Raw genomic sequence first — 14,439 nt, forward strand, 5'->3', positions numbered from 1 at the left:
AATCGTGAACGTCGACGGCGCCCGAACGCTCCTGTCGGCGGATCCGAGCGCTCACTCCACGTGTAGCGAGTAGAGGATCACGCCGAAACCTATCGTGGTGAACGCGCTCTCGACGATGAACGCGAGGTCCGGGTTGAGCGGCAGGAGCTGGTCGACGATGCCCGCCACCAGCGCACCCAGCGTGACGGCGCCGAACCCCAGCGCGAGCGCCCGCAGCGCGGGCGACCCGTTGGAGCGGTACGCTTTGTAGGCGTAGAACGTGATCGACCCCCCGAGCACGAGGGTGAGGCTCTTCAGGGCCATCACGGCCGTCGCGATGGTCGCGTTCATGTTTCGCTTCGCACCTCCGACCAGAGCTCCGAGAGGCGCTGTTCGGGCGCGGACTGCTCGCGGCTGATCGAGATGTCGAGGGACTGCTCGTCGGTCAGCGAGAGCCTGATCTCGTCGAAGTTGGCGACGTACCGGGTCGTGTGCCGGCCATCCCTCCGGATCTCGGTGCGCTCTTCGACCAGCGCGGCCTCGCTGAGCAGGTCCAGCTTTCGGTACGTCGTCGACTGCGGGATCTCACACGCCTCCGACAGCTCTTTGGCCGCCATCGGCGTGTCGAGGCGTTTGAGCATCGACCGACAGTCCGGGTCGTCCAGCGCGTCGAGGACGTCCTGCAGCGTCGGCGCCTCGGACGTGATCGGGTCACGCTCCATCGTCGCTGTCTCGGCACGGTTCGCGGTGTGAGGTAGGTGGCCAGTCATCTGACGGGGATCTGTCGGCGGGTCGGTCAAGCGACACTGTCTCCATCGACGGCTTCCTCGACGCCGGCGGCACGGTTCGCGCTCCGATCACTCGCTGGGAGTGGTCGCCCGCGCGCCCCGTTCGGTTCCGCCGAACCGCGGGTGAGATGGGGGAGTATGGTCCGTAGCATGGATCGATGGCTGTTCCTACTGGGCTGACCAACCAATCGGTATTGCCGAACACGTTCGGCATACCTTCGAACGGAGCCACAGCCGACCCGGGCGAACGTGTTCGGACCAACCCTCTGGTGGCGGGAGAACGGAGGAAGAGTGATGTCCGAAACGACAATCGACGTTCGGGACGTGCCGCCGTCGGACCGCCACCCGAAGATCCACGCGGAGTTCGAAGCGCTCGACAGCGGCGACGCGCTGGTGCTGGTCAACGATCACGAGCCCAAACCCCTGTTCTACGAGATGCAGGCCGAAGTCGACGCGTTCGACGCCGACGGCTACGAGGTCGAACAGCGCGGCCCGAACGAGTACCGGGCGCGGTTCCCCAAGCAGTAGCCCGCCGGGTCGCCGTTGGGGTCGGCGAAGCCACCCACCGAACGTGTTCGGAGGTACTGGCAGGCCGTTGGAACCCCGTTCTTCGCCTATGAGCGCCATCCCGGCAGACGTCGACGCCGGCCAGCAGCCGCCGATGACGGTGCCGCTCCGGCATTTCCTCGTGGCGAATCTCTTCTTGCTGTTCGGCGTGCTGGCGGGCGTTGGCGTCGCCCTCGACTCCACGTTCGGCTTCCTCTCGCTCGCACACGTCCACCTCCTGCTCGTTGGCTGGGTCTGTGTCACCATCATGGGCGCGATGACCCAGTTCGTCCCTGTCTGGTCGGGCGTCGAACTCCACTCGACCCGCCTCGCGGCCGCGCAACTGTGGCTCGTCGCCGCCGGCCTGCTCGGCTTCGCTGGGAGCCTGCTCGCGGCCGAACTGGCGCTACTGCCCGGCTTCGGCGCGCTGATGCTGCTGGGCTTCTGGCTGTTCGTCTACAACATCGGCCGGACGCTGGCTGCCAAGGCTGCCCTCGACGTGACCGAGCGCCACTTCGCGCTCGCGCTGGGCTTTTTCGTTTTCACGACGCTGTTGGGGATCTTGCTTGCCGTCGACTTCTCCCGCCCAATACTCGCGTCGCTTCCGGTCACGCGCCCGGGGGTCGTGCAGGCGCACGCGACCGTCGCGGTGTTCGGCGCCGTGCTCACGACCGTTCTGGGCGCACTCTACCAGTTGGCGACGATGTTCACCCAGACCGACCTCCACGGCGTCGACGTGCCGCTCCGCCGCGTTGAGGAGCTCGGCTACCCCGTCGGGGTCCTGCTGCTCGCGACTGGTCGGCTGCTCGACGCGGCGCTGCTTGCCCGTGTCGGCGCGGTGCTGGTTCTCGCCGCCCTCCTCGCGTTCGCCGTCGTCCTCGGTCGCCGCCTCCGGGAGACACAGGTCGACTGGACGCCGATGCTCTCCCGGTACGTCGTCGTGACGGCGGCGCTGGCGCTCTGGGCCGTGCTCGCCGTCCCGGCGTGGCTCACGGATCCACTCGCTTCCGCAGCGCTGTTCGGCGCGCCGGGAACGAGCCACCTGCTACTGCTGGGTGTCGTGGGCTTCGTCGTCCTCGGCACGCTGTATCACGTCGTCCCGTTCATCGTCTGGGTCCACCGCTACAGCGACCTGCTGGGCTACGAGCCGGTGCCGATGGTCGACGACCTGTACGACGACCGGATCGCCGCCGCGGATTTCGCGTGCTTCCTCGGCGGATCGGCGCTCCTCGTCGCCGCCGATCTGTTCGGGCTCCCGTCGGTCGTTTCAGCGTCGGGGGGCGGCCTCACGCTCCTCGGGACGGCGCTGTTCATCCTGAACATCGCGGGCGTCGTCCGCGAGCACAGTCCCCAGTCGCTGACGGCGGTGCTCGTCGGCGGTCGAACCGAGACCCAGACCGACTAGCCGCCTGCCGGTGGGCGAACGTCTTCGGCCGAACCCTCGGGGACGAACCGGACGGAGTCGGACGCGATGCCAGAAATCACCGCCATCGACGACCTGACTGACAGCCCTCACGCCGAGGTGTTCGCGGAGCGCCAACCTCGAACCGTTCGGCTCGAACTCGACGCCGGCGACGGCGTCCCGGCACATACCCACCCCGGAACGAACATCGTCCTGCATCTCCTCAGCGGCCATCTCGAACTCGCTCTCGACGACGAGGCGTACGAACTCACACCCGGGGAGGTCGCCCGGTTCAGCGGCGAGCGAGAGATCTCGCCGCAGGCAGTCGAGCACAGTACGGCACTGCTCGTCTTCGCGCCGGCGACGGAGTAGCGTCGTGCCGGTCCGGGTTCTCCGTGGACCGGCGGTCAGAACGGCGCGTCCGGCCCAGCCGGCGAGTCGATGGCGTCGGTCACTGCCTCCCCGGGGGCATCGTCGGGCTGGCCGGGGACTGTCCCTGTCTCCTGGTACTCCGCTTCCAGCGACTGGAGCTCCTCGTTGACCGAGTCGCTCTGGTGGTGGCTCTCGACCGTGCGGATGCGCACGAGATCGTAGTCGTGGCACTCCGAGAGCCCGTTCCACGCCCGGAACGCGCCGATGGTGAGGGTATGGGTCTGTGGGCAGAACGCCGTCGTCGGGGAGAACTCCGCGCGCAGTACGGCGTCGTCGCCGACCTCCTCTGCGTACCGGAACCCGGCACCGGTATGGCGCGTATCGAGGTTCAGCCGCGCGAGGTTGTAGTCGAACGTCATGTCGTACACCCCACGCTCCTCGAACAGATCACGGGCCGTCTGGTGGACCGCCACGTGGTCGTCGCCGGCGAGCACCTCGTGCCCATCGAGGAACTTCCCCGGGACCGGGAGATGGTCGGGGACGAACGCGTCGTCCTCGTCGAACGTCTCCGGGCCGTCGCCGCCGCCGAAGGGTGAGGGGATGCCGGGCATACACGGTGGTAGAACAGCCGTCACCCTACGCATACCCCCGAACATCTGCGGAGGGCGGGAAACCGGCGTCCCGCAGAACTGGCCGTTGCGGCGTTCGCCCCCGGCGAGGTTTCGACGATTGTTGTAGGGAACATTTACGACCGTCGAACTCATGGTCGTACTCAATGACGCAGACGCAGCCGACCCAGGCGGACTCGGCAGCCAGTCTCAGCACCGAACCCCCGGAAGACGTCGACTCGACGGCCGGGAAACTCGTGTACGTCTACCTCTCGTCGGTCGTCGAGGCGACCGTCGACGGGATCGCCGACGCGCTGGACCTGAAGCTGATCGAACTGCTCCCGACGCTGCGCTCGCTGCAGGAGGCCGACTACGTGGACCGCAGCGGCGACAGCTGTCGCATCGTCCGGTAACGGTCCTCTCTCTCACGGTTCGCGAAAACGGCGAGTGGCGACGACGGGTAGTCAATCGTCACCCGGCGCGGGCCCCGGCGTTCGGTCGAGGTCGACCTCGCGCCACGTCCCGCGTTGGTACCACGCGTACGCGAGCGCGGCGCCGAACACGTTCGAGGCGGCGAAGGAGAGCCAGAGGCCGTTCGGCCCCAGCGAGAACGTCTGGGAGCCGAGCCACGCAATGGGCAGGCGGAACACCATCAGCGTGCCCACCGAGATGACCGCGGCGGTGGCAGTCTTCCCCGCACCGCGGAAGCTCCCGTTGTAGGCGCGCATGATCCCCATGAAGCCGAACGTCGGCGCCACGAACCGCATGAACTGCGCGCCGACTTCGACCACCCGAGCGGCGTTCTCCTGATCGGCGCCGACGAAGACGGAGACGATGGGTTCGGCGAACACGAACGCGATGACGCCGACTGCCGAGAGGATCAGCAACGACGCCTTGCCGGCGAACGCCGTGGTCGCGGCCGCGCGGTCGGGCTTGTCGGCGCCGATGTTCTGGCCGCTCATCGTCTCGACGCTGCGGGCCATCGCGATGGCGGGCATGAACACCACCGAGAGTACGCGGGTCCCGATACCGTACGCCGACACGACGGGCGTCGCGAACAGGCCGACGACGATCAACAGGAGGTTCACCGAGAGCGCGCGGCCGACGCCCTCGACGGAGGCCGGGACGCCGATTTTGAGGATGCGCCGGGCGAAATCGAGGTCCGGCGCCATGTCGGCAACGCGGATCTTGACGCCCTGATTCCCGCGGAGCATGATCCCGATGCCGATGAAGAACGCGAGCGCTCGCGCGAAGATGGTCGCGATGGCGGCACCCCGCAGGCCGTCACCGGTGTAACCCGTGAGCTGGAACAACTGCTGTTCGAGCCCGCTCATCCCGACGATACTGAACAGGGGGTTGTCGACGAACCCGAAGATGAGGAACGGGTCCAGCAGGATGTTGATGACCACCGAGACGAACATCACGACCATCGGCGTCACCGTGTCGCCCGCGCCCCGCATCAGCGAGATGAACATGATGAAGCCGAACATGAACACCAGCCCCAGCGAGATGACCTCCATGTAGTTGACGGCCAGCGGCTTCACGCTGGGCGAGGCGCCGTAGATGGCCATCAGCCAGTCCACGACCAGATAGCCCACGCCGCCGAGGATCAGCGAACTCACGACCGCAAACGAGATGGTCTGGGAGGCGGCGTACTCGGCCTCGCGCTCGTCGCCGGCGCCGATGTTCTGGGCGACCATCACGCTGCCCGCCACCGAGAGCCCCAGACCGATGGAGATGAGCAGGAACACCATCGGGAACGCGAAACTGATCGCCGCCAGCGCGTCGGTGCTGTAGCGCCCGACCCAGAACGTGTCCGCGAGGTTGTAGGCGGTCTGGAACAGGTTCGTGATGACGATGGGGATCGCGAGGACGAACAGCGGCTTCCCGATCCCGCCCTCGGTCAGGTCGAGTTCCTCCTGGTTGAACGCCCGTGCGAACAGGCGGCGGAGGCCGGCGAGTCGGTCGCGGAGGCTCACTCCGCACCCCCGTCGGCGACGATCATCGAGTCGATGTGTGCCGCGAGCGTCTCGCGGGTCTCCTCGACTGGCCGACCAACCGCCACGCTACGGGTTTGGGCGCCGTTGAACACGGTCACCAGAAAGTCCGCGGACGCCTCGACGTCGAGGTCGGACCGGAACTCCCCGGAGTCGACGCCGTCGGCAAGATGGGTCTCGACGTATTCACGCAGCGTGCGGTCGTGTTCCTGTAGGTGCCGGCGGAACGCGTCGTCGTAGGGGCCCTGGGCTTTGATCTCCAACACGGCCGTCTGGAACCCCTTATCAGGCGTATCGTCGTCCGGCGGCATCAGCACCGTGTCGATGAGGTCGAGCAGGCGGTCGTGAGCCGTCTCCCCCTCCACGGCGTCGAGGCGGTCGGTGAAACTCTCCAGCAGACCGTCGAAAAACGAGACCAGCAGATCGTGTTTGCTGTCGTAGTGATAGTGGAGCGCGGACTTGCTCTTGTCCGTCTCCGCGGCGATATCCTCCATCGTCACGTCGGCGTAGCCGTGCTTGCAGAGCGCACGATAGGTGCCGGCCGTGATGTCGCTCACAGGATCGTCCGTACTCATTCTGACTGACTGTTTAGTCAGATCATAGCGTCAGCTAAAAGGGCTACGGTTCCGGCCATTCGCCGCGTGAAAAGATCCGCCGAATTTTGCCCGTTCAGCCCATGAACCCCGAACACGCCGTGCCGGGCGTCCGCGGGTACGAGGGCGAGGATTCGGCGTCCTCGTCGCCGTCACAGTCCACGTCGGCGCAGTCGGCGTCCTCGACGTCGTCGCCGTCGACGCCGGCAGCGAGGAACGACCGAATCGGCGGGCCGACGTTCTCGGGTTCGACCAAAAATGCGTCATGGCCGTGGTCGGAGTCGACGATGTGGTGGGCCACGGGTGTCTCGTTCGCGTCGAACGCCGTTGCCAGCCCCGCCGCGTCCTCAACGGTAAAGTGCCAGTCACCGGTAAAGGAGAGGAGCAGCGCCTCGCCGTCGAACCCCGCGAGTGCGGCCGCGTCGTCCGCGTGGCCGGCCGCGAGGTCGAAGTCGTCCATCGCCCGTGTCAGGTAGAGGTAGCTGTTGGCGTCGAACCGGTCGACGAACCGGTCGGCTTGGTAGTCGAGATACGACTCCACCTCGCGGTCGGGGAACGCCGCGGCCGCTGGGTCCTCGGGAAACGGCGAGTCGGCGCCCTGATCGCGCTCATCACGGCCGAACTTCCGGGCCATCGACGCCTTCGAGAGGTAGCTCAGGTGGCCGAGTTGGCGCGCCATCGCGAGTCCCTGGTCCGGATGCGTCCCTTCGGCGGCGTACTCGCCTTCGTGCCACTCCGGGTCGGCCCGGATCGCCCGACGCGCGACGGCGTTGATACCGAGCATCTGGGCGTCGAGGCGCGGCGAGGTAGCGACCGGGATCGCACGATCCAGATCCTCAGGGTAGCGACGCACCCAGTCGAGGACGTTCATGCCGCCGACGCTGCCGCCGACGACGGCGTGGAGTCGCTCGACATCGTCAGACTGCGTCTGACTGGCAGTCGAATCGCGCCGCGATTCGACGACGCCGATGTGGTCGAGCAGACGACGCTGGGCGCGGGTCCAGTCGCCGACGGTAACCGCCGGGAACGAACTGCCCCAGACGCCACCGTCGGGGTGGGGGCTCGCGGGGCCCGTGGATCCGTAGCAGGAGCCAGGAACGTTCACGCAGACGACGAAATACTCCGTCGTGTCGATGGCGTTCCCGGCGCCGACGATGTCGTCCCACCACGCGCGGGCTTGGCCGGCCGCACCGTCAGCATCGGTGGGGTTGGTGCCGTTGTCGCCGTCGCCGTCCGGGGCGCTGGCGACGCGCTGGCTCCCGGTGAGGGCGTGGCAGACCAGCACCGCGTTTCCAGTGCCGTTCGGGCCGCCGTCGGGGTCGTACTCGCCGTAGGTCTCGTAGGCCAGTTCGAGGTCGGGAACCGAGCCGCCGCGCTCGAACTCGAAGGGGCCGACTGAGCGCGTTTCGGCGGTGTGCTGGGGCGAAGGATCTGTGTTCCCGGTCATGCTGTGGCTCGCTCGATGGCGGCGTCGATGTCGTCGATGATGTCCTCGGGTTCCTCGAGACCGACCGAGAACCGGAGCAGGTCGGGCGAGACGCCCGCTGCGCGCTGCTCTTCCTCGCTGAGTTGGGCGTGGGTCGTACTCGCGGGGTGGATCACCAGCGTGCGCGCGTCGCCGACGTTGGCGACGAAGCCCGCCAACTCCACCGCCTCGCAGAACTGCTTGCCCGCGGAGAACCCCTCCTCGAGGCCGAACGCGATCATGCCCGCGAACCCGTCGAGGTAGCGCTGGGCGTTCTCGTGGGTCGGGTGGTCCTCGTGGCCGGGGTAGGTGACCCACGCAACATCGGGGTGGTCCGCGAGGTGGTCGGCGACGATTCCGGCGTTCTCGCTGTGACGGTCCATCCGCAGGTCGAGGGTTTCCAGCCCTTGCAGCGTGGCCCACGCGTCGAAGGGTGTCTGCTGGCCCCCGAGCGGCCGGACGCCGCGCTGGCGGAGCGCGTAGGTGAGCGCCTCCTCGCCGAACTGCTCGGAGAAGTCGATGCCGAACGCAGGGTTCTCCCCCGAGAGCTCGGGGTAGTCGGCGTCGGGGTGGTCCCACGGGAACGTCCCGCCGTCGACGACGACGCCGCCGACGGTGGTGCCCGAGCCGTGGATCCACTTGGTCGTCGACTCCCAGACCACGTCGGCGCCGTGTTCGAGCGGTCGGCAGAGCGCGGGCGAGGCGAACGTGTTGTCGACGACCAGCGGCGTCGCGTGCTCGTGGGCGATGTCCGCGAGGCGCTCGAAGTCGGGGGTCACCAGCGAGGGGTTCGCGACCGTCTCGACGTGGACGTAGGCGGTGTCCTCGTCGATAGCGTCGGCGTAGGCCTCGTAGTCCAGCGTGTCGACGGTTCGGATCTCGATCCCGCGCTGGCTCGCGGTGTGGGCGAAATAGGCGGTCGTCCCGCCGTAGAGGTCGCCCGCGGTGACGATGTTCTTCCCGGCCCGCGCGAGCACGGTGGTGAGCACGTCGATGGCGGCCATCCCGGCGTTGGTGGCGACGGCGCCGACGCCGCCCGAGAGCGACGCCAGGCGCTCCTCGAGCACGCGGACGGTTGGGTTCGAGAGCCGGCTGTAGATGTCGCCGTCCTCGGCCAGCGCGTAGCGGTCGGCCGCGGCGTCGGCACTCTCGAAGCGGTACGAGGTGGTCTGGTGGATCGGCGGCGCGTACGGGCCGTTACCCTCCGGCTCGTGGCCACCGTGGAGACTCCGACTCCGGAACCCGCGGGTCATGTGTGTAGTGCATACTCCGAACGAGTAAAAATGCACGGTAGTACTCGCCGCGTACACAACGGTGCGCTGCAGAGCGGATACTGTGTACAGATCTGTACATCGAGTACCGGAAGAGAACGCTATAGTTCACAACCGTTAACAGCGGCAGCCCGTACGTTGAGCTATGACTCACAGACAGGGCAGACGCGGGCGTCGCGCGTTCCTCCGGGGCGTCGGCGCCGCGGGCACCGCCGGGCTGGCGGGGCTCGCCGGCTGTGCCGGCGGTGGCTCGGGCGGCGGTGACTCCATCGCCATCGCCTCGGCGCCGACGCCGACGACGAAGCTGCAGGCGGAGTATCTCCGCGAGCGGACGGACCTGTTCGAGGGGCTCTACGACGAACTCGGCTACGAGGCCGACCTCACGCTCACCTGGGACGAGCTTTCCCAGTTCATCGGCGGGCAGGCCGACCTCGCGCCCTCCGTGGGATCGGTCGAGGCCGCACAGCTCGCCAGCGAGCAGGACCAGCAGCTCCGGGCCCACGCGGTAACGGCGCCCCAACACACCGCGCTCTACGTCCGGAAGGGCAGCGAGTACGACCCCGCGGAGGCTGGCGGGATGCAGGCGGCCGTCGACGCGCTGGCCGAGAGCGGCACCATCGGCATCGGCGGCTGGGGGCTCGGCACGGTGCCGGCCTATCGCCTGGTGTTCCGCGAGCGGTTCGGCTACGAGTTCGGCGAGGAGGGCGACTTCGACGTGGTGACCGCGGAGTTCAACACGCTCGCGCAGTTGGTCGCCGACGGCGACATCGACGCCGGCGGCTCGGGGCCGCCGTACAACCTCTGGTCGGCCCGCGACGACCTGACGCCGGTGTTCTGGAACCAGAACCAGGTCGCCGAGATGGGGTTCCCCCGGCGCAGCATCGCTATCGGCAACGGCGTCAGCCGCGCGAGCTATGCGGAGGCGAACGCCGACGCCATCGCGGCGTACTTCGCCCTGCTCCGGCGGGCCAACGAGTATCTCCGGGACAACATCGACAGCCTCGCCGAGGAGTCCTCGACGCAGGACACGCTGGGCGTCGACTCCGCCGAACAGGCCCGCTGGGTGCTCGAGTTCCGCCTCCGCGGCGAGCACTCGCCCAACGAGGTGCCTGCCAGCCCCGTCGACAACGGCCTGCGCGACGAGTACGTCGAGCAGGACCGACAGGCGCTCTCGCAGGCCGCGGAGATGGGCGCGGTGCCCGAGGACTGGGCCGACGGCTTCGACTACCAGCCCGTGGATATCGACGAGTACTACGAGATGGCATCGTCGTATGCGTAAGGAATGAGTTCGACGACCGGGCCGGGGCGCCTGCTCGTCGAGAACCGCCAGGTCGTGTTCCTCGAGGCGCTGGCGACGGCCGCCGCGGTCTGGTGGCTGGCGTCGGCGGGGTTCGGGCTGACGGATACGCTCTCCTCGCCGCCGCTGGTCGCCGCCGCCGTCGCGGAGCTACTGGCCTCCGGGGAGTGGGTGCCCCAGTTCGCGGCGACGGGCCGGCGCATCGCCTACGGCTTCGCCATCTCGACGGTTCTCGGAACGGCGTTCGGCCTGCTGATGGGGCTCTACGGGTTCTGGGAGAAGGTGTTTCAGGACTACATCACCGTGGGGCTGGCGTTCCCCTCGGTGTTCATCGCGCTGTTCGCCGCGATGGCCTTCGGCGTCGGCGACACGGCGCCAACGGTGACGGCCGGCATCGCGCCGTTCCCGTTCGTCGCCCAGAACGTCTACCAGGGCGTGAACAACGTCGACACCGACCTGCTGGAGATGGCCCGCTCCTTCGAGGTGTCCCGAACCCGAACCCTCGGCCGGGTGGTGTTCCGCTCGGTGCTGCCCGAGTGGTTCGCGGGCGTGCGCTACGGGTTCGCGGGCGCGTGGAAGCTGGTCACCCTCGCGGAGGCCATCGCGGCCGAGCAGGGCGTCGGCTTCATGATCCAGACTGAGTTGACTCGACTCTCGATGACGGGGGTGCTGGCGTGGACGGTGCTGTTCGGCGCCGTGATCGCCGTCTTCGAGTATCTCGTGCTCCGGCGGATCGAGGAGCGCGTCTTCGACTGGCGGGAACAGTCCGCCGTGGCGTGGTGACCGACATGAGCGAGCACACAACGGACGACGGCGAGGCGGATCGACTCGCGAGCGACGACGCCGCGGCCATCCGGGTCGCGGGGCTGACCAGGCGCTTCGAGACCGGCGAGGGCGTCGAGACGGTGTTCTCGGGGATCGACCTCGAGATCGCCCCCGGGAGCTTCGTGGTGCTGATCGGGAAATCCGGCTCCGGCAAATCGACGCTGCTTGACGTGATCAGCGGCGTGCTGGAGCCGAGTGAGGGTTCGGTCGAGTTCGTCCCCGGCGACCGCGACGCCGCCGGAAACGGCCGAAATTCGGTCGAGATCGGCCACGTGTTCCAGTCGCCGCGCCTACTCCCGTGGGACACCGCCGTCGAGAACATCGAGTTCGTCCACGAGAACGACCCCGACTACACCGACGATCTGGCCCGCGAATATCTCGACCTCGTAGGGCTCTCCGCGCACTACGAGAAGTTCCCCGGCCAGCTTTCGGGCGGCCAGCGCCAGCGCGTGGGGATCGCTCGCGCGCTCAGCATCGACCCCGAGGTACTGCTGCTCGACGAGCCGTTCTCGAACCTCGACGAGATCACCGCCGACTCGCTGCGCCGGGAGCTCCTTTCCGTCTGGCGTGAACTGGGCAAGACGGTGCTGTTCGTCACCCACGACATCACCGAAGCGGTCCAGTTAGCCGACCGCATCCTGATGCTGGGCGACGGCGAGATATACGCCGATCTGGAGGTGGATCTCCCACGGCCCCGCGACGTGGATTCGGCGGAGTTCGTCCGGTTCCGCGGGCGCGCCGTCGAACGGTTCCACAGCATCGACGGGGGCGAGGATGGCCGTTGAGGGCGCCCGCCTGCGCGGCGGCGACCTGACCGACCGCTGGCTCCCGCGTGCGGTCGGATTGGGGCTCACGTTCGTGCTCTGGTTGGGGCTAGCGACGTGGTTCGAACGCACCTCGCCGGTGAGCCCCATCCCGTACCCCGTGGAGACGCTGACGGCCGCGGCGGACCTCTACCTCACGGGCGCGGTGTTCGCCCACCTGCTCCCGACGCTTTCGCGCATCGTCGTCGGCTTCGCCGGCGCAATGGTGCTGGGCACTGTCGCGGGCGTGCTGATGGGGACGACTGCCTACGGCGAGAAGTTCCTCTCGCCGTTCGTGGTGCTGGGGCTGGCGCTGCCCTCCGTCGCGCTGGCGGCGATGGCGCGGCTCGTCTGGGGGTTTAGCTTCGCGGCGCCGACGACGGCGGCGGCCATCGCCGTCTCGCCGTTCGTCGCCATCAACGTCTGGAAGGGCGTCGAGAACCTCGACCGGGACCGACTCGAGATGGCTCGCTCCTTCGGCGTCTCGAACCGACGGCTGCTCCGGCGGGTGCTGACCCCCGACGTGGCGCCCGCGCTGTTCGCGGCGTCGCGGTTCGGCGTCGCGCTCTCGTGGAAAGTCGTCACCGTCACGGAGGTGTTCGCAGCAGCCTCCGGCGTCGGCTACCGGGTGAATCAGGCCCGCGGGAGCTACCAGTATCTCGACGCCGGGGCGTGGGTGGTGGCGTTCATGGCCGTGGTGGTGCTCGTGGAGTACGGCGCGTTCAAACCCCTCGAGCGGCGGGCGTTCGCCCACCGCGACGACGAGGACGTGGAACTGACCGGCGCACGCTGACCGATTTCGACAGATGACCGACGACACAGACACAGACCGAGCGGTACAGGCCGACGACCACCCCGCAAGCGTGCTCGCGTACGCCGACACGGTGCTCGTCGACGGCGAGGTGCTGACCGTGGACGAACAGTTCAGCATCGCCGAAGCCGTCGCAGTTCGCGACGGCCGGGTGCTCGACATGGGGACGACCGCGCAGATCCGTGACCTCGCGGGCCCCGAAACCGAGGAGATCGACCTCGACGGCCGGACGGTGATCCCGGGGCTGATCGACTCCCACTGTCACCTCCGGCAGGTGGGGATGGACCTCGAACGCGTGACGTTCCACGACGCCCGCGAGATCGACGACGTGCTCGCTGCCGTCGGCGATGCCGCCGACGAGACGCCCGACGGCGAGTGGGTGCAGGCCTCGTGGGGCTGGCACGAGAGCCAACTGGCGGAGGACCGCCTCCCGACTCGCACAGAACTGGACGGGGTGGCGCCCGACAACCCCGTGTTCATCCCCCGCGGGGGCCACGTCGCGGTGCTCAACTCCGCGGCGTTCGACCGTGTCGGCATCGATGAGGACACGCCCGACCCCGACGGCGGCACCATCGTCCGCGACCCCGAGACGGGCCGGGCGACGGGCGTGCTGCTCGAACACGCCCGGACCGAACTGGCCGAACCGGAACTCCCCGACCGGGGCTACGCGGAGTTCCGCGAGGACGTGACCCGCGGGATGGCCGAACTCAACGGTCGCGGCGTGACCGCAGTGCTTGAGCCGGGCGTCGAACCCGACGTGATGCGGGCGTACCAGTCGGTCGCCGCCGCGGACGAGGCGACGCTGCGCGTGGACGCGCTCGTGCGGGTGTACGAGGCCGACGACGTGACCGAGAAGGCCCGCCACTTCGCGCGGGACTTCGGCGACGAGTTCCTCAAGGTCGGCGGCGTGAAGTACATGCTCGACGGCGCCGTCGAGGGTGGGAGGCTCTCGGAGCCCTACGAAATCGTCGAGGGTGTCCAGGAGCAGGCGGACTACCATGGCCACTATCTCTGGCCGCCGGGCGGTGAGGAGGAACTGGTGGAGATGTTCCGCCGCGCCGCCGAACTCGGCCATCAGGTCCAGACCCACGTGGTCGGCGACGCCGCCATCGAGACCCTGCTCGATGCCTACGAGGCCGTCGACGAGGAGGTCGACATCTCGGACCTGCGCTGGACCGCCATGCATCTGTTCCTCCCGACCGACGAGCATCTCGAACGAATGGCCGATCTGGGCGTGCTCGCGACGCTCCAGAACCATCCGACGTATCTCGGGCGGAACATGGAGAAGCTCTGGGGTGAGGAGCGCGCCGAGCGAGCGATTCCGCTCAAGACCGTCGTCGACTCGCCCGTGCTGGCGGGCGGCGGCACCGACGCCCCCGTGGTGCCGTGGTACCCGTTCGATTCGCTCTGGTGGATGATCAGCCGACAGACCGTGACCGCCGGCGAACTCGGGCCGGAGGAGGCGCTCAGCCGCGAGGCGGCGCTCCGGCTCTGGACGATGGGCAGCGCCTACACGATGGGGTGGGAGGAGGAACTCGGCTCGCTCGAACCCGGCAAGCGCGCGGATCTGGCGGTGCTCGACACCGACTACATGGACTGCTCGCCCGCGGAGCTCCGGGAGACGGACGTGGAACTCACGATGGTCGGCGGCGACGTGGTCCACGAGGACTGAGTCGGCTACT

16 protein-coding genes are annotated in these 14,439 nt (G+C 68.3%); 9 read left to right on the plus strand and 7 right to left on the minus strand.

The window, feature by feature from the left end:
- Positions 1-51 precede the first annotated feature (51 nt).
- Both J2753_RS05590 and J2753_RS05595 read right to left on the minus strand, forming a co-directional pair.
- Positions 52-330: a DUF7521 family protein gene (locus J2753_RS05590; protein WP_209490942.1), complete on the minus strand. Its 279-nt coding sequence runs from the start codon at positions 328-330 to the stop codon at positions 52-54.
- On the minus strand, positions 327-701 hold the full coding sequence (locus tag J2753_RS05595; protein ID WP_209491202.1) for an ArsR/SmtB family transcription factor: 375 nt from the start codon (positions 699-701) through the stop codon (positions 327-329). The genes J2753_RS05590 and J2753_RS05595 overlap by 4 nt, the downstream gene beginning before the upstream one ends.
- A 360-nt stretch (positions 702-1,061) precedes the next feature.
- Between J2753_RS05595 and J2753_RS05600 the strand changes: the two genes are divergently transcribed.
- From J2753_RS05600 to J2753_RS05610, 3 genes are all read left to right on the plus strand, one after another.
- Positions 1,062-1,295, plus strand: coding sequence for a DUF2249 domain-containing protein (locus J2753_RS05600; protein WP_209490943.1), 234 nt, complete (start codon positions 1,062-1,064; stop codon positions 1,293-1,295).
- Between the two features lie 88 nt (positions 1,296-1,383).
- A complete protein-coding gene (locus J2753_RS05605) occupies positions 1,384-2,718 on the plus strand; it encodes a hypothetical protein (protein WP_209490944.1) in 1,335 nt (444 codons plus the stop codon).
- A gap of 66 nt (positions 2,719-2,784) precedes the next feature.
- The gene (locus tag J2753_RS05610) at positions 2,785-3,087 is read left to right on the plus strand and encodes a cupin domain-containing protein (RefSeq protein ID WP_209490945.1); all 303 of its coding nucleotides are present in this window, start codon (positions 2,785-2,787) and stop codon (positions 3,085-3,087) included.
- A 35-nt stretch (positions 3,088-3,122) separates the two neighbouring features.
- Here the strand turns inward: J2753_RS05610 and J2753_RS05615 are convergent, their stop codons facing one another.
- On the minus strand, positions 3,123-3,698 hold the full coding sequence (locus J2753_RS05615) for a hypothetical protein (RefSeq protein WP_209490946.1): 576 nt from the start codon (positions 3,696-3,698) through the stop codon (positions 3,123-3,125).
- A gap of 164 nt (positions 3,699-3,862) precedes the next feature.
- On the opposite strand from J2753_RS05615, the gene J2753_RS05620 reads away from it, so the two are divergent.
- Positions 3,863-4,108 (plus strand): hypothetical protein, encoded by a 246-nt coding sequence (locus tag J2753_RS05620; protein ID WP_209490947.1) that lies wholly within the window; start codon positions 3,863-3,865, stop codon positions 4,106-4,108.
- A gap of 51 nt (positions 4,109-4,159) precedes the next feature.
- On the opposite strand, the gene J2753_RS05625 is transcribed toward J2753_RS05620, so the two are convergent.
- The 4 genes from J2753_RS05625 to J2753_RS05640 form a co-directional block, all read right to left on the minus strand.
- Positions 4,160-5,674, minus strand: coding sequence for an MATE family efflux transporter (locus J2753_RS05625; protein WP_209490948.1), 1,515 nt, complete (start codon positions 5,672-5,674; stop codon positions 4,160-4,162).
- Positions 5,671-6,267, minus strand: a complete 597-nt coding sequence (locus J2753_RS05630; RefSeq protein ID WP_209490949.1) for a TetR/AcrR family transcriptional regulator — start codon at positions 6,265-6,267, stop codon at positions 5,671-5,673. Before J2753_RS05630 ends, J2753_RS05625 begins: the two co-directional genes overlap by 4 nt.
- Before the next feature lie 94 nt (positions 6,268-6,361).
- Positions 6,362-7,732 carry a homoserine O-acetyltransferase MetX gene (gene metX, locus J2753_RS05635; protein ID WP_209490950.1) on the minus strand — a complete coding sequence of 457 codons (1,371 nt, stop codon included), beginning with the start codon at positions 7,730-7,732 and terminating at the stop codon, positions 6,362-6,364.
- Positions 7,729-9,003: an O-acetylhomoserine aminocarboxypropyltransferase/cysteine synthase family protein gene (locus J2753_RS05640; protein ID WP_209490951.1), complete on the minus strand. Its 1,275-nt coding sequence runs from the start codon at positions 9,001-9,003 to the stop codon at positions 7,729-7,731. Before J2753_RS05640 ends, metX begins: the two co-directional genes overlap by 4 nt.
- 163 nt (positions 9,004-9,166) lie before the next feature.
- On the opposite strand from J2753_RS05640, the gene J2753_RS05645 reads away from it, so the two are divergent.
- From J2753_RS05645 to J2753_RS05665, 5 genes are read left to right on the plus strand one after another with little or no spacing between them, the layout of a single operon-like run.
- Positions 9,167-10,300, plus strand: a complete 1,134-nt coding sequence (locus J2753_RS05645; protein ID WP_209491209.1) for a hypothetical protein — start codon at positions 9,167-9,169, stop codon at positions 10,298-10,300.
- 3 nt (positions 10,301-10,303) lie between these two features.
- On the plus strand, positions 10,304-11,101 hold the full coding sequence (locus tag J2753_RS05650; RefSeq protein ID WP_209490952.1) for an ABC transporter permease: 798 nt from the start codon (positions 10,304-10,306) through the stop codon (positions 11,099-11,101).
- A gap of 5 nt (positions 11,102-11,106) precedes the next feature.
- A complete protein-coding gene (locus J2753_RS05655; RefSeq protein ID WP_209490953.1) occupies positions 11,107-11,928 on the plus strand; it encodes an ABC transporter ATP-binding protein in 822 nt (273 codons plus the stop codon).
- A complete protein-coding gene (locus J2753_RS05660) occupies positions 11,918-12,739 on the plus strand; it encodes an ABC transporter permease (RefSeq protein ID WP_209490954.1) in 822 nt (273 codons plus the stop codon). The genes J2753_RS05655 and J2753_RS05660 overlap by 11 nt, the downstream gene beginning before the upstream one ends.
- Before the next feature lie 13 nt (positions 12,740-12,752).
- A complete protein-coding gene (locus J2753_RS05665) occupies positions 12,753-14,429 on the plus strand; it encodes an amidohydrolase (RefSeq protein ID WP_209490955.1) in 1,677 nt (558 codons plus the stop codon).
- Positions 14,430-14,439: the final 10 nt, after the last annotated feature.

This window comes from Halolamina salifodinae (assembly GCF_017874235.1).
Taxonomy (GTDB): domain Archaea; phylum Halobacteriota; class Halobacteria; order Halobacteriales; family Haloferacaceae; genus Halolamina; species Halolamina salifodinae.